Source organism: Edaphobacter bradus (assembly GCF_025685645.1).
GTDB classification, from domain to species: Bacteria; Acidobacteriota; Terriglobia; order Terriglobales; family Acidobacteriaceae; genus Edaphobacter; species Edaphobacter bradus.
Map to the genome: position 1 here is coordinate 50784 of NZ_JAGSYF010000004.1, position 14765 is coordinate 65548.

11 protein-coding genes are annotated in these 14765 nt (G+C 61.1%); 3 read left to right on the forward strand and 8 right to left on the reverse strand.

What is annotated here, in order from left to right; genetic code table 11:
* Positions 1-10: 10 nt before the first annotated feature.
* The 3 genes from OHL16_RS15235 to galU all read right to left on the reverse strand — a co-directional run bounded on the left by OHL16_RS15235 (position 11) and on the right by galU (position 3675).
* The gene (locus tag OHL16_RS15235; RefSeq protein ID WP_263368042.1) at positions 11-1546 is read right to left on the reverse strand and encodes a hypothetical protein; all 1536 of its coding nucleotides are present in this window, start codon (positions 1544-1546) and stop codon (positions 11-13) included.
* Between the two features lie 81 nt (positions 1547-1627).
* On the reverse strand, positions 1628-2683 hold the full coding sequence (locus OHL16_RS15240; protein ID WP_263368043.1) for an alkene reductase: 1056 nt from the start codon (positions 2681-2683) through the stop codon (positions 1628-1630).
* 116 nt (positions 2684-2799) lie between these two features.
* Entirely contained in the window at positions 2800-3675 is an 876-nt protein-coding gene (gene galU / locus OHL16_RS15245) for a UTP--glucose-1-phosphate uridylyltransferase GalU (protein ID WP_263368044.1), read from the reverse strand.
* Between the two features lie 172 nt (positions 3676-3847).
* Here galU and OHL16_RS15250 point away from each other — a divergent pair, with 172 nt between their 5' ends.
* Positions 3848-4873, forward strand: coding sequence for an acyltransferase family protein (locus tag OHL16_RS15250; protein WP_263368045.1), 1026 nt, complete (start codon positions 3848-3850; stop codon positions 4871-4873).
* Between the two features lie 9 nt (positions 4874-4882).
* On the opposite strand, the gene OHL16_RS15255 is transcribed toward OHL16_RS15250, so the two are convergent.
* The 4 genes from OHL16_RS15255 to mfd all read right to left on the reverse strand — a co-directional run bounded on the left by OHL16_RS15255 (position 4883) and on the right by mfd (position 11471).
* A complete protein-coding gene (locus OHL16_RS15255; RefSeq protein WP_263368046.1) occupies positions 4883-6664 on the reverse strand; it encodes a DUF885 domain-containing protein in 1782 nt (593 codons plus the stop codon).
* 63 nt (positions 6665-6727) lie between these two features.
* On the reverse strand, positions 6728-7258 hold the full coding sequence (locus tag OHL16_RS15260) for a DUF3224 domain-containing protein (protein WP_263368047.1): 531 nt from the start codon (positions 7256-7258) through the stop codon (positions 6728-6730).
* A 10-nt stretch (positions 7259-7268) separates the two neighbouring features.
* Complete coding sequence (locus tag OHL16_RS15265) at positions 7269-7748, reverse strand: cupin domain-containing protein (RefSeq protein ID WP_263368048.1); 480 nt, start codon at positions 7746-7748, stop codon at positions 7269-7271.
* Between the two features lie 48 nt (positions 7749-7796).
* Positions 7797-11471, reverse strand: a complete 3675-nt coding sequence (mfd, locus tag OHL16_RS15270) for a transcription-repair coupling factor (RefSeq protein ID WP_263368049.1) — start codon at positions 11469-11471, stop codon at positions 7797-7799.
* Positions 11472-11616: 145 nt separating this feature from the next.
* Here mfd and OHL16_RS15275 point away from each other — a divergent pair, with 145 nt between their 5' ends.
* Together OHL16_RS15275 and OHL16_RS15280 are read left to right on the forward strand one after the other, a co-directional pair.
* The gene (locus tag OHL16_RS15275) at positions 11617-12612 is read left to right on the forward strand and encodes a substrate-binding domain-containing protein (RefSeq protein ID WP_263368050.1); all 996 of its coding nucleotides are present in this window, start codon (positions 11617-11619) and stop codon (positions 12610-12612) included.
* 247 nt (positions 12613-12859) lie between these two features.
* The gene (locus tag OHL16_RS15280) at positions 12860-13864 is read left to right on the forward strand and encodes a substrate-binding domain-containing protein (protein ID WP_263368051.1); all 1005 of its coding nucleotides are present in this window, start codon (positions 12860-12862) and stop codon (positions 13862-13864) included.
* A 31-nt stretch (positions 13865-13895) separates the two neighbouring features.
* Here the strand turns inward: OHL16_RS15280 and OHL16_RS15285 are convergent, their stop codons facing one another.
* A complete protein-coding gene (locus OHL16_RS15285) occupies positions 13896-14726 on the reverse strand; it encodes an O-methyltransferase (RefSeq protein ID WP_263368052.1) in 831 nt (276 codons plus the stop codon).
* Between the last annotated feature and the right edge of the window lie 39 nt (positions 14727-14765).

Here is a 14765-nt window from a genome sequence, read left to right on the forward strand (position 1 = left end):
AGAGCCGCTCTTACTCCGCGCGGCGTCGGCGGAAGAGCAGGATGCCGAGAAGCGAGACGAGTCCGGTTGCTCCAATGAGGCGCAGGGTCATCTTACGAATCCATGAGGGCGTGCGTTCGAGTGAGCCATCCTGCCATGCGTCGTGGACGGTGACGAGATCGCCGGCGAGGCCAGGGATGGTGATGGCGTCGAAGTTGGCGGTAGGGAGCGAGCCAAAGATGCGCTCGGGGCTGGGCGGTACGCCGTTGCGGTCTGTGGGGAGGGCCTGAAGGAGCGCGTTGATCTCGCCGTCGCGAGGGTCGTTGAAGAGCGAGTCATCGGCAGTGTTGGGGAAGAGGGTGTCGTGGCCGGTCATCTTTCTCTCGATGGCGGCGACGCCATCCTGGCAGACGCCGAGGGTGTAGTAACCGCCGAAGGGGAGATCGGGGCGCGCGAGGTGCTGGCGCATATAGGCGACGACCATGAGGCCGGTGAGGCGTGTGACCTCGATGGCGTTGGCGTCGCGGTATTCGTGGGCGTGGCGGCCGAGGACCCAGGCCTGGTCGAGCGTGTCCATGGTGCGGAACTCGGCTTTGCCGTCGATGCCGAAGTAGTAGCTGACGTTGGCGTTGATGCCGGGCCTGTCTTTCGGGGCCCGAATCTGCCACTCGTACTCGGCATGGCTGACGGGGACGAGGAGCGAGCGTTTGGTTCCGGGGATGCCGATCTGGGAGTCGATCCAGAAGGGCATCATGACGTCATCGCCTTTGAAGTGAAAATGGCCGAAGTTGGCGAAGTAGCGGGAGTCGTAGACGAGGACGGTGTGGCCGGTGGCGGTGAGGGCTTCGATGAGCGCTTGCGGGGTGGTTGCGCTGTTGCCGCCGATCTGGGCGGTGACGGTTGCGGAGTTCTCGAGTGCGTTCAGGCTGAGGCGGTTGAGGACGTCGGCCATGCGCTGGCTCTCGGCGTGCATCGGTGCGAGGGTTGGGTTGGGACCGTCGCCGCGGACGACGCCGGAGCCGAGGTCGCTAACGATGCCATCGGCTGTAAAGCCTGGGAGGGTTGAGGGGTGGTCGAGGGAGACGGTCTCGGATTTGTCGAGGGTGTAGGGACCGAGGTCGATGTACTCCCTGGCGTGGCCAGGCTGTGTGGGGGCCGTGCTGACGGTTCCGGAGGGTGCGCCGGCGTGAAGGGCGGTTTCGGTCGCTGGATTGTTTTTTGAGACGGCTTTGCTGACGACGCGCACGGTGGGGTTGATCCCGGTCATGGTCCAGCCGGGGAAGCGGTCGAGGTGCTGCCAGTCCTTGCCGAGGATGAGCTCGCGCAGGCGATTGAGGAGTGCGGGCGTGAGGAGGGCCGGGCCCTGCTTGCCGTCTCGGTTGAGCTGGGCGAGGAGAGCTTCGGTGAAGCCGGGAGTCGCCGAGAGCTCGCGCATCATCTGTGCGAGGAGGACGGTGTTCGGTGGCATGGGGGCATCGGGAACCACGTAGGGCGCGTCTCCTCTGCATCCGAGCAGCGCCAACAGTAGTACCACATAGGCGTAGCGGGAGCGGGTTCCTGTTCGCATTTGCCTATTAAAGCCCAAATGAGGGGACCGAGCCTACACCTCAAGGGAAGAGCCGATCCTGTCAGAAAGGGAGCCGTCAGATCAGCCAGCGAGTGCGGGATAGTCGACGTAACCATGAGGACCGGAAGCATAGAACGTATGCGGCTCAGGATGGTTCAATGGAGCGTTCTTCGCGAATCGTGCCGGAAGATCGGGATTCGCGATGAAGAGCTTCCCAAATGCCACCGCGTCGGCCTTGCCCTCATCAAGCAGTTGCTGTCCGGTCTTCTGATCGATGGCTTCATTGGCGACGAAGATTCCGCCAAAGACCTGCTTGAGATCGGGGCCGAGGCTGTCCGGACCCACATGCTCGCGAGCAGCAATGAAGGCAAGTTTGCGCTTCCCGAGCTCGCGCGCGGCGTAGGTGAAGGTGGCGGTGGGGTTGGAGTCGGAGATGCCGTGCGCGTCGCCGCGCGGGGCAAGGTGCATGCCGACGCGGCCGGGGCCAAAGACGGAGATGGCAGCATCGGCTGCTTCGAGCATGAGGCGGGCGCGGTTTTCGATGGGGCCGCCGTACTCGTCGGTGCGGTGGTTGGAGCCGTCCTGAAGGAACTGGTCGAGCAGGTAGCCGTTGGCTCCGTGGAGTTCGACGCCGTCGAAGCCCGCGAGCTTTGCGTTCTGGGCGGCGCGACGGAAGGCCTCGATGGTCTGCTTGATCTCTTCGATGGTGAGGGCGCGGGGTGTGGGGTATGGGCGCTGCGGGCGGAGGAGGCTGACGTTGCCGGTGGCCGCGATGGCGCTGGGAGCGACGGGCTGGCGGCCGCCGAGAAGCTCGGGGTCGGAGATGCGGCCGACGTGCCAGATCTGTGCGAAGATCCGGCCTCCTGCATTGTGCACCGCTGCCGTAATCGGCTTCCACGCCTCCACCTGTTGCTGCGACCACAACCCAGGCACATTTGCGTAGCCGACGCCGAGCGGATCGACGGGGATGCCCTCGGAGATAATGAGGCCCGCCGAGGCACGCTGCGCGTAGTACTCCGCCATCATGGGAGTGGGGATGTGATCCGATGTGCCGCGAAGGCGCGTGAGCGGCGCCATGAAGATGCGGTTGGGAAGATGAAGGTCACCAAGCTGAATAGGGTCGAAGAGCGAAGGCATCCAGTTTTCTCCGTACGGTGGGTACGGCAGATTGGATGATTCAGGAAACGTGAAAGATGCTCCACAGGGAAGACCGGTTCGCGACGCTCGAACCGGTCAGTCCAGGCTGAGGATCCTTAGAACGGAAACGACTTGAGCCATGCGCGGAAGTCTGCGCCTAGCTGGTTGTTCTTGAGGCCGAACTCGACTGTCGCCTTCAGGAAGCCGAGCTTGTCGCCGGCGTCGTGACGTTTGCCCTCGTAGCTGAAGCCGTACACCTTCTCGTGCTGCAGCAGTGCCTTGATGCCGTCGGTGAGCTGCAGTTCGCCGCCAGCGCCAGGCGTAATACGCTCAAGCATCTCGAAGATGCGTGGCGTGAGAATGTAGCGGCCGATGATCGCGTTCTGCGATGGGGCCTCTTCCGGCCGTGGCTTCTCGACCATGTCCTTGACGGCAAGCAGCCGTGGATTCTTCGCATCCGGAGTGCAGTCGAGACATCCGTACGACGAGATGGCCGGTCCCGGAACAACTTCGGAGCCGAGAATCGTGGACTGCGTCTCGTTGAACGCCGCCACCATCTGCTTCATGCAGGGAATCTTCGCGTCCACTATGTCGTCCGGCAGCAGCACCGCGAAGGGCTCGTCGCCGACGAGCTCTTTGGCCTGCAGCACAGCGTGGCCGAGGCCGAGGGGTTCAGACTGCCGCGTGTAAGTAATCTTGGCAAGCTTCGAGACAGAGCGTGCAACCTCGAGCAGCGCAGTCTTGTTCTTCGCGGCGAGCGTCGCCTCAAGCTCGAAGGACTTGTCGAAGTGGTCTTCCATTGTCGTCTTGCCGCGACCGGTGACGATGATGATCTCTGTGCAGCCCGCAGCTACGGCCTCTTCGACACCGTACTGGATCAGCGGCTTGTCGACCAGGCACAGCATCTCCTTGGGAGTTGCTTTGGTTGCGGGGAGAAATCGTGTGCCGAGACCTGCGGCGGGAATTACAGCTTTGCGGATTTTTTGAGTCATGTATTCCTTGGATGCAATTCGATTGTTGAAATGCTAGCAAAGCCAGTGATGTGGAAGGCATAGCACCGTTGGGGCAGGGCAGTGGCATAAGAGTTCGCGCACTCGCTATCACCAGGTCGCGGGATGAATCGGTCCTTGTGCTGTGGTAGCTTAGGGCTTGGATCAACCCACGGTGAAGACGCAGACGCATGGACGTATTCCGCAGCTGGACGGTGTTCGTGCGGTCGCGATTCTGATGGTATTTCTGAATCACGCTTTTCGAGTCAAGCTCATGTGGATGGGCGTCGATCTGTTCTTCGTCCTCTCAGGTTTCCTGATCACCGGAATCCTGCTCAAGCAACGGACGAAGGAGATGGGGCGTTACTTCAAGGAGTTCTACGCGCGCCGCGTGCGCCGAATTCTGCCGCCGTATCTGCTGCTGCTGGTGGTGGCGACAGCGGTGTTCGGCTTCGCGTGGATGCGGCACATCTACCTTTACTTCGGCCTGATGAACTTCATGCTGGCATTTCAGCTTCCAATGCCAAGCAGCTTGTCTGTGCTCTGGTCGCTTGCGGTCGAGGAGCAGTTTTACCTGCTGTGGCCGTTTGCCGTGTATCTGCTGAGCGAGGCCGCGCTCGGATGGACGACCGTAGCGCTGATCGTGGCTGCCCCGATCCTCCGCTTCACGTGCACGCCGCTGTTTGCCAATTACTGGCCGATCTATTCGCTCACGCCCTTTCGCATGGACCTGCTACTGATCGGCGGGCTGCTGGCGATCGGCTGGCGCAACCACCGCGCGACCATCGAGCGTTACGGACACTATGGCCTGGCAATGCCGTTTCTCGCGGCCGCATTGCTGTACTACGCGGCGAACCGTTACCACTTTACGACCACGACCAACTCGCCGGGCGCGAATGCGCTGATCTACGAGTTGAGCCTTATAGCATGCGCTGGATTCGTCCTATGGGCGCTGAGCGGGCGGTGGGTGAAGGTCCTGACGCTGCCTCCGATCACCTACCTTGGGCGTATCAGCTATACGGTCTATCTCATCCACACCACCGCGCTGCTGCTGGCACACGAGCATCTGTCGCACTACCTGGCCGTCGTCGCAGGGACAACGGGCACACTGATCTACGCAGAGTTGTCGTGGCGCTTCCTTGAGGAGCCGCTGCTAGGCCGGCAGCCCAAGGAAGCTTCAGTTGTTGTGGTGGCCGACTAACCCGCCGGGCTAGAGTACTGGCGAGTCGTCGTGAAGCATGGTCTTACGGATGATCTTGACCGGAGCAAAACCCTGCCGCATGAACGCGTCGTGGAAGTTCTGAAGATTGAAGGCCGCTCCCTGCTTCTTCTTCACGTCCTCGCGGAGCTTCATGATCTCGAGCTTTCCGAGCGTGTAGTAAAGATAGGTTGCGTCGGCAGTCCCGCGCTTGGTCTCGACCAAGCCAACGGAGTGGGACTGGTATCCCTCTTTGACGAAGAAGTCCACGGCCTGATCGAAGGTGAACTGACCCGTGTGCAGCTTGATCGAATTCACGAAACGTGCGTCGCGCAGCAGCGCATCCTGCAACTGGCCGAGCTTGATCAGCCTGGCCTCGCGAACCTGCTCCGGAGTCGCGTTCGCAGGTGCCGCAGCGTATCCTTCATCGAGCATCATCTGTTCGGTGTAGTGGGCCCAGCCCTCAATATTGGTGTTCGCGCCAATCACTTTGCGGATGTTCGACGGAAACTGCGGCATCCAGAGGAACTGCGTGTAATGGCCGGGGTATGCTTCGTGCACTGAGGTCGAGACGATCGTGCCTACGTTGAAGCTGGCCATATGCTCGGCAAGATGCGCCGCTGTCCAGTTTTTCTCCGGCAGCGTCACGTTGAAGTACGCCTTTGTCGAATGGGTCTCAAACGGGCCCGGGGGATCCATTGAGGCAAGCGTAGTCGCGCGCATGAAGGGCGGTGTCTCCTCGAGCGTTGGCTGTACGGTCGAAGGGATCGTGATGATGTGGTGGGTGTTGATAAACGCGATCAGCGAGTCGAACGTGTTGTGGAACGAATCGAGCAGCTTGTCCGGCGCCGGATGAATCGTGGCCAGCTCAGCCAGAACCTCGGTCGGAGTCTTTGTCGGGTCGATCTCCTTCGCAATGCGCGCGAATTCAGCCTGGTTCTTGTGCAGATCGGCATACGCAATGTCGAGCAGGCGATCGAGCGGAATATCCACCATCTCGTCGTAGGAGAGCTTCTTCGCGAAGGTCTCTGCGCCAAATCGGAAGTCGCCGTTCGAGCGAGGCATAAGATCACTCTTCATCCACGCGCCGTACTCCCTGAGGGCCTGGATGACCGCCCCATTCGACTTGTCGAAGGCCGCGCGGGTGGCGGGATCCGTCACATCCTTGAAGGCCTTCGGAACATCGCTCACGAAGAAGCTCACGAGGCCCTCGATCTGCTCGAGTGCAATCTCGGTGTAGATGCGTGGCGGGTTCTTCAGGTTCCTGCGTGCCTCTTCCAGCACCTGCGGCATCTGCTTCTCGCGCTCGATCAACGCACGCAGCCGAACATCTGCGGGAGCATAGTTGCGTTCCATGATCACAAAGGCCGAGTTCGTAATCCCAGAAGAGTATGCGTCCGGGTTCTTCTCCCAGGGGCGAATCACCTCAAGCGTCAGCAGGCTCGAACGAATGCTGTTGAGCAGCATGGCATAGTCAGCCGCGGGACTGGCATCAAGCGCCGAGGGGTCGATCGCAGCGAGCTTCTTCTCGTACTCATGCAGCGCGGCGGTCTGTTTCTGAATGGTGGCCGGGGAGTAGTCCTCGAGCTGCGAGTCGTATTGATGCAGACCCGCCTGTGTTCCCAGCGTCGGCGAGAAGTGAAAGTAGACGTCGGAGAAGTACCGGTCTGCCAGAAAGCTGAACGACTGAGCGGCTCCGTCAGCCGAGAGGCTCTGAGCTGGTGCCGGAGCACATGAGGTCGATGCGAGCATAATCGCTCCAAGAATGGTTGTGGCGGCGTGTTTGCGGGTCATAGCCTGTACTGTGAGTCTACAGACTCCAAGCGGCCTCGCGCACGCTGGATCACTGCGTTTGCGCTACCGAGTTTCGGGCAGCGAGTAGTTGAAATCGTAAGAGTGCTTGCCGTCGACGATATTGATCGTCATCCTTCCCACCAGTCCGGTGAGTTGCCCAGTGCCGGAGTCGGGCACCACTGTTATCGAGAGCGACGGCACTCCCCGGTTCATCACGCCTGTGTGCTGCAGCACGAAGGTCCCGGTGTGTCCTCGCAGCGTGCCGCTGACTACCTCAATGGCGACATAGCCCGCTGAGCCCTTGGTTGCGGTCGAAGCCGAGAGCATCTCGCCCTTGCTTGTAGCCTCCAGATCGCCGTGGAAATGCTTGTCGATAGTCATGCGGCCGAGGCTGGGATCGATCCCGAGGCTGGGATCGATCTTGTCGTCCGCGGGTGCCAGCGTGACTTCGAAAAGTCCGGTAGCATGCATGGACATAGCGGTCTCGTTCCTGGTTGACATTGGGGCCGAGAAGCGGGTCTGCGCGTGCGCCGCGACGAGCGGGAGACAAAGAAGAAACGCAGCAATTGGCACCGCGCGGCGGCGCAGAAACATGGGGGCTCCGTCAAACGACGATGCGTCCAATATGATCCTTCGGTAAAGGGTATTCGTCATTGTGCGCACTGATTGAGGGGAAGACGCCGTACCGCACCATCACCTCGCTAATGCCAGCAATGTCCGGAGGCCCTTCAGGGTTGAAGTGCATGCTCAACTCGCGAAAGAACCCCGACCCCAAGACTCCGGGCGTATGCATACACATCATCCGGGCGGTGGTGTCCCCAAGATTTGTATAGAAGTGCGGGGTGCCCCTGGGAACAAAAAGCGTGTCCCCGGGCTCGACGGGAATCTCCTTGCCATCCAGAGTCCAGGTGACAACCCCGTTCATCCCGAAGACGGTCTCGTCATATTTGCGATGAATGTGAGGGAGGCGAACATTTGCATGCGGGGGAATCGTCACCTCGTACAGATCCAGGCTCCCCGCCGTTTCGTGCCTGGTCTTGATGAAGGTAATGCTCATCTCGCCAACGCGAATCGTCTCATGCATGGGAGCACCTCCAGATGAAGGAATCATACTCCTGCACCAGACTCGCAATCAGCGAACCGCTTTAGAGGTATCCAAGGCATCCAGCAGCTCGCGCGTTTCGACAAGAACATCCTCCGCCTTTGCGCTTGTAAGCGGCCAGCGCAGAACACCCTGCGGGCTGAACTGCGCGCCCCGCCTGGCGTTTCGGCTGACCAGCTTCATCAGCACGCCGGGATCGACAACGCGGCCGCTGTCAGTCGCTCCGTCTGCCGGTTCGGCAAATTTGATGTGGAGCATCTCCACGAAGCTCTTCACCTTGTTGTGTTCGACCTGCGTCCGCTTGCGGTCCATCTGCGCAATCCCGAGCTGCTGGCACTGCAGCCGCAATTCACCCGCCGCCAGCAGGTTGAGCACTGACTCCGGCGGCGTGCCATACCTGTCCTGCAACTCATCGCGAACCCCCGCAAGCTCTTCGAAGGTCTCCGCGCCAGCGATACGCTTGTACATCCGCAGCCGCTGGTTCTCCTCGGGAATGTAGTCCGAATCGATGCGCACACTGATGCCAAGATTGAGCACTGTCGCCGCATGCGCCGGCTTCTCTCCCTCGCCCTTGATCTTTCGCACGGCTTCTTCGAGCATCGTCGTATACATCTCAAACCCGATGGCCTCGATGTGGCCTGACTGTTCGCCGCCCAACATGTTTCCAGCGCCGCGAAGCTCCAGGTCGAGCGCGGCGATCTTGAAGCCCGCGCCAAGGTCAGAAAACTCCTTCAGCGCAGCTAACCTGCGCCGCGCAATCTCCGTCAGCTCTGTCTCCGGCGGAATCAGCAGATACGCGTAGGCGCGCCGGTTCGAGCGTCCAACACGCCCGCGCAATTGATATAGCTCCGAGAGCCCATGCCGGTCCGCGCGATTCACGACGATGGTGTTGGCCAGCGGAATGTCCAACCCGTTCTCGATGATCGACGTCGCCACCAGCACGTCGTACTCGTGGTTCATGAAGGCCAGCATCACGCGCTCCAGCTCTGCCTCAGGAAGCTGTCCGTGTCCAACTACGACGCGCGCCTGCGGCGCCAGCTCGCGAATCTTCGCGGCAAGGTCGTAGATCGTCTCCACGCGATTGTGAACGAAGTACGTTTGCCCGCCGCGCTCCAGCTCCATCTCGATCGCCGTCCGCACCAGCTTCTCATCGAACTTAGCGACGATCGTCTGGATCGCCATGCGGTCCTTCGGCGGCGTCTCGATCACGCTCATATCGCGCAGCCCGATGAGCGACATGTGTAGCGTGCGTGGAATCGGCGTCGCCGACATGCTCAGCACATCAATCGCAGCGCGCATGTGCTTCAGGCGCTCCTTGTGCCGCACGCCGAACCGCTGCTCCTCGTCGACGACGAGCAGCCCCAGATCCTGAAACTTCAGGTCCTTCGAGAGAATCCGGTGCGTCCCGATGAGAATATCGACCTTGCCCTGCTCGACCTTCTCAAGAATCTCCTTCTGCTCCTTCGCCGTGCGGAACCGCGAGATCATCTCGACCGTGACGGGAAAGTTCGCAAACCTCCGCTTGAAGCTCTCGTAGTGCTGGAAGCTCAGCACGGTGGTCGGCGTCAGTACAGCCACCTGCTTCGAGTCCTGTACGGCCTTGAACGCCGCACGCATGGCGACTTCGGTCTTGCCGTAGCCCACGTCGCCGCACAGCAGCCGGTCCATCGGCTGCGTCGACTCCATATCGGCCTTGATGTCTGCAATCGCCGAGAGCTGATCGTCGGTCTCGTTGAAGTCGAAGGCGTCCTCGAACTCGCGCTGCATATTCGTGTCAGCCGAAAATGGCGTGCCCTGTGTCGCCTCTCGCTGCGCATACAGCTTCAGCAACTCGGCGGCCATGTCGGCCATCGCCTTCTTCACGCGGGCCTTGGTCTTCTGCCAGCCCTGCGTGCCCAGCTTGTTGAGCTGCGGCGCAGGCCCCGTCTCCGTCGAGCGGTACTTCTGAATCAGGTCCAGCCGCGTCAGGGGAACATACAGCTTCGCTTCATCCGCGAACTCCAGGATCATCAGCTCCAGCGGAGGCGCGTCGTTTTCCTCAATGACTCGTAGCCCGCAGTAGCGTGAGATGCCATGCTCGACGTGGACGACATAATCGCCTACTGCAAGATCGCGGAAGTCCGAGATGAACGCGGCAGCCTTCGATCTCCCACGGCGAGCCGGCCGCACCGTAACATCCGCCTCGTCCGACAGATCCTGCGCGCCGAAGATCACCATCTGCCGCGCCGTCGCCTTGTCGAGGTCGAGAATCTGCACGCCCGCCGCAATCGTCGTCTTCACGATCACCGGTGTCCGCAGATCTCCCGCCAGATAGCTCGACTCTGAGTACACCGTGGAGGATCCATGCTCGATGCGGGACCCAAGCCGGTAGGGAATCTGGTACTCCTGCAGCATCCCGGCCAGCCGCTCCACCTCGCCCTGGTTCGGAGCCGTCAGCAGAATCCGCGCCTCCTGCCGCATTAGCGACTGCAGCGCATCCACCAGCGCCGGGATCGATCCGTGGAACCGCTGCGTTGGCCGCGTCGCAAAGTCCACCTCCGAGAGCTCGCTGCGGTCCGCCTCCAGCACATCCACCGCGCCGAGCTGATCGAGGTCGCACCCCGTCGTGCGCCGCAGCCGGTCCTCAAGGTCCCACGGCGAGAGATAGACATCCTCCGGCCGTACGAGCGACCCGATTCCGGAGCGGTCGTGCCGCTGCTCGACCTTGTTCCACCAGCGCTCGCCCTGGTTCTTCACCATCGCCGGCTCTTCGACGAAGACCCGCGTGGACGTCCCCATCAGGTCCAGGAGCGTCTGGTTTGCGCCTGCCACGGGAGCGAAAAACTCCCACCCCGGAAATACGGTCGCCTCGCCCGTCCGTGTGGCAACGTGCGTCTGCAACTCCACCGGCTCCTCGCCCCCCTCCAGCGCCGCACCGGCCGAGCCTGCGCGAGTCAGCCGCGCGTTGATCGCTCCGAGCACGCGTTCGTCGACAGGCACCTCCGTCAGCGGCAGCAGTAGCGCCTCGTCCACAGACGACGAAGACCGCTGCGTCTCCGGATCGAACCGCCGGATCGCCTCGATCTCATCACCGAAGAAGTCGATGCGCACCGGCCGCTCCTGCTCCGGGCTGTAGACATCGATGATGCCGCCGCGAATCGTTACCTGCCCGGGCATCTCCACGACGTCAACGCGTGTGTAGCCCACCGCGAGCAGGTGCTCTACCAGCATCTCCGGAAGGTGCTCCTCGCCCACGCGAATCCGCAACGCCAGCGCCGCGTAGAAGTCCCGGGCAAACAGCCGCATACACGCCGCCTCGATGGGCGCGATTACCAGCCGCGGCCCGTGTGCCGTCTGCGAGCAGATCTTCCAGAGGGTCGCCGCGCGCGTCTCCTGGATCTCCGGATGAGGCGAAAGATTTTCGAAAGGAAGCACATCGTGCGCCGGCAGCCGCAATACATCCTCTGCATTCAGCGCGCCGGTCAGCTCGCAGGCAGCGAGCACGCCCGCATGCAGGGCCTCAGCTGCCTTATTGTCCGAGACAATTATCAGCGCGGGAGTACTCGCCGCGCGGACAAAGTAGGGAAGGTAGAGCGCCCGCGCCGTTGCCGTCAGTCCAGAGACACGACGACGCCCCGATCCGCCGCTCAGATGGCGGCGTACTCGCTCAAACGGCTCACTGTGTTCCAAGTCCGCGAGTAACTCGCGGACGAAGGGTAAAACCATGCTGTTTTGATTTTAGTCGACCCCAAATGCCAATTATCCCCATATAGGAGTAATATTTCGCCGCCGTGGTTAATTTATCCTGCGGCGCTGCCCGATTTATCGGGTACGAGATAACTCGGATGGCATGTTTCGCTGGAGGTTTCCGATGCGGATGTGGACCAGAGTGATTCTCTTCGGACTGATCGCAGTCACGCTTCCTGTCCTGCAGGGCTGCACGCGCCACAGCAAGAGCGAGCGGTACTATATGGTCGCGACGAACACCGACCTTCCGTACTGGAAGACGGCTGCTGCCGGATTTCAAAAGGCAGGGGCGCGGTATGGCGTTACGACCGATGTGAGGGGGCCGACGAAGTTCGATCCACAGGCTGAGGTGGATGAGTTTCGCAAAGTTGTGGCGCTGAAGCCTACGGGGATACTTGTCTCAGTTGCAAGTTCGAAGTTGATGACTCCGGAGATCGATGCTGCGATTGCGGCGGGGATACCGGTGATCACGATGGACTCGGATGCACCGGAGAGCAAACGGCTGTACTTCATCGGGACGGAAAACCTGGAGGCGGGACAGCTGGGTGGCCATCGCGTGGCGGCACAGTTGAACGGCAAGGGGAATGTTGTGTTCATCACTAATCCGGGGCAGCCGAATCTGGATGAACGTTTGAAGGGCTATAAAGATGTGTTTTCATCGTACCCGGGGATCAAGGTGGTGGATGTCTTCGACATGCACGGGGACTCGGGAACGGCAATGGATAAAGCGCCTGAGTACCTTGCCCGAACGGGGGCCAACAAGGTGGATGCGATTGTGTGCCTTGAGTCCTCATCGGGTAAAGATGTGGGGGAGGTATTGAAGCGGACCAATACGAAGGACCGACTGCTAGTGACTATGGACGTGGCGGTTGGGACTTTGCTGCTCGTGAAGGACGGGATCATCGATTCGACGATTTCGCAGAAGCCCTACACAATGGGTCTTCTTGGTTTGAAGGCGCTGGATGAGGTTCATCACTACCCAGTGAAGCCGCTTTCGCAGGACTATGGGCTCGATCCGTTTTCGCCGTTCCCTTTTAATATCGACACGGGGGTATCGCTCGTCGATAAGACCAATGTGGATCCGCTTCTGGATCGGGTCCGTGCTGTAGAGCTGCAGTAGGATCTCTTGCCGGCACACTGGCCACGTGGCAGAGCGCTTACGTATGCGGTCTGGAACTTAGACGACTAGGTGTGCGGACCTGTGCTTTGGATTGCACGTAGCTGTGGGCCTCGACGATCTGTGAAAGGGAGGTTTTGTCGATACAAGGCTTGAAGGGACCGGTGGCGAGGTGGTCGAAGATGTGCTGCCTGGAGGAGACTGCGGGATCGCGTGGATTCGGACAGAAAAATCCAGATGGAGGATGATCATGAGCAAGTTGAGCGAACGGGTAATTTTTGCGCTTCTGGCAGGCGTACTTCCACTGCTTACAGGTTGCACGCGACACAGCAAAAGCGAGCATTATTACCTCATCACCGTGAACGTCGACCTGCCCTACTGGAAGACGGCCGAAGCTGGATTCCTGAAGGCCGCCTTCGTCCTCGGCGTCACAGCCGAGATGCTCGGCCCCAAGAATTTTGATCCCCAGGCCGAGGCCGACGAGCTCCACAGCATAATCGCGCGCAAACCTGCGGGAATCCTCGTCTCAGTCACCAACCCGAAGCTGCTTGGCCCTCAGATCGACGCCGCGGTCGCAGCGGGCATCCCCGTCATCACCATAGACTCCGACGCCCCCTCGAGCCACCGCCTCTACTTCATCGGGACGAACAACCTTCAGGCAGGGAGACTCGGCGGCGCGAGAGTCGCCGCCATGCTCAACGGCAAGGGCAATGTTGTCTTCTTCACCATGCCCGGCCAGCCGAACCTCGATGAGCGGCTCAAGGGTTACAAGGACGTCTTCTCCGGATTCCCCGGAATCAAGGTCGTCGAGGTTTTCGACATGAAGGGCGACGCAGGCCTCGCCATGGACAAGGCCGCCGAATACCTCGGACGCAAGGGCGCTGACAGGATCGACGCGCTCGTCTGCCTGCAGTCCTCCGCCGGCAGGGACGTGGGCGAGTCGCTGCGCCGCGTCGAAGCCAACGGCGATCCCGGCCGTCTGCTCGTCACCATGGACACCGATGAGGCAACACTGCAGCTCGTCAAGGACGGCATCATCGACTCCACCATCTCGCAGAAGCCTTACACCATGGCCCTCATGGGCCTCAAGGCGCTGGACGACATCCACCACTACCCCGTCAAACCCCTCGGCGAAGACTATGAGCTCGATCCCTTCGCCCCGTACCCCTCCTTCATCGACACCGGCGTCCTGCTCATCGACAAGACCAACGTTGAAGGCGTCCTCACCCGCCGGGAGACGGCAGGGCAGGAGTAGTCAGCGAATTTGGGGGCCCACAACCTGTTTTTTAGGCTTCGGCCGGATCGCGCCGGTAGATCACCTGCTGGCTTCCCGCAATGCGATAGAGCGGCAGTGTCTGGCTCAGTTCCATCAGGTACTGCTCCACGCCCTCGACAAACCAGCTGTAGTCATCCCACACAATGACGCCGGCGGGCGAAAGAATCTTGAGCGCCGTCTCCGTATCGGCCTTGATGCACTCGTAGGAGTGCCCGCCGTCGATGAAGCAGAGGTCGGTTCCGTTGAGAAAAGCAGGCGGCTGAAACCCGATGGAGTTGCCGCGAAGCTGGTGAATGCGCCGGGCGGCGGGATGCCCCTGAAACGCGAAGCCTGTCGAAGTGCGCGAGAGCCTCACCCACTCCTTGTCCCCTCGGCTCAGCGTGTTCACCTCGGACTCGCCGTACTCCTCCGGCAGATCGAGCGTATAGACCTCGGCTTCCGGAGCATTCAGGGCCATCGTCAGCGTCGAGACGCCGCGAAACGTCCCACTCTCAAAGATCTTGCGTGGTTTCAGCGCGCTGGCGATCGTGGCCAGCAGCGTATACGGAACCACGAAACCCAGCCCCGAGAGGCTGATCGTGTCGATAGGCGGCAGAACGATATTGGGCGGCTCCGCGCAGCCCAGGAACGACGCGAGTTCCGCGTGCTGGATGGACGGCAGCGGGTCGCGCGCATCGAAGGCGTGCTGCCGCACATTGCGCCCGAGCTGCACAACATATCCGCGTTTCCTGCGATCGGCCAACCGCACCGTTCCCAGCTCAACCAGGTCGCGAAGCATCGGAACCAGGTGGCGCGAATCCACTCCATAACTGCGGATCTTCGGGGGAGGTTGCTGCTTCATCGGAGGCCCTCACATCGCTGCTCGAATCTCTGGTCGATC

Excerpts from the sequence above, each read along its gene's own strand:
- OHL16_RS15255 (WP_263368046.1), bottom strand. The coding sequence starts at position 6,664 with ATGACCCGCAAACACGCCGCCACAACCATTCTTGGAGCGATTATGCTC.
- mfd (WP_263368049.1), bottom strand. The coding sequence starts at position 11,471 with ATGGTTTTACCCTTCGTCCGCGAGTTACTCGCGGACTTGGAACACAGT.
- OHL16_RS15235 (WP_263368042.1), bottom strand. The coding sequence starts at position 1,546 with ATGCGAACAGGAACCCGCTCCCGCTACGCCTATGTGGTACTACTGTTG.
- OHL16_RS15265 (WP_263368048.1), bottom strand. The coding sequence starts at position 7,748 with ATGCATGAGACGATTCGCGTTGGCGAGATGAGCATTACCTTCATCAAG.
- OHL16_RS15280 (WP_263368051.1), top strand. The coding sequence starts at position 12,860 with ATGAGCAAGTTGAGCGAACGGGTAATTTTTGCGCTTCTGGCAGGCGTA.
- galU (WP_263368044.1), bottom strand. The coding sequence starts at position 3,675 with ATGACTCAAAAAATCCGCAAAGCTGTAATTCCCGCCGCAGGTCTCGGC.
- OHL16_RS15260 (WP_263368047.1), bottom strand. The coding sequence starts at position 7,258 with ATGTTTCTGCGCCGCCGCGCGGTGCCAATTGCTGCGTTTCTTCTTTGT.
- OHL16_RS15275 (WP_263368050.1), top strand. The coding sequence starts at position 11,617 with ATGCGGATGTGGACCAGAGTGATTCTCTTCGGACTGATCGCAGTCACG.
- OHL16_RS15240 (WP_263368043.1), bottom strand. The coding sequence starts at position 2,683 with ATGCCTTCGCTCTTCGACCCTATTCAGCTTGGTGACCTTCATCTTCCC.
- OHL16_RS15285 (WP_263368052.1), bottom strand. The coding sequence starts at position 14,726 with ATGAAGCAGCAACCTCCCCCGAAGATCCGCAGTTATGGAGTGGATTCG.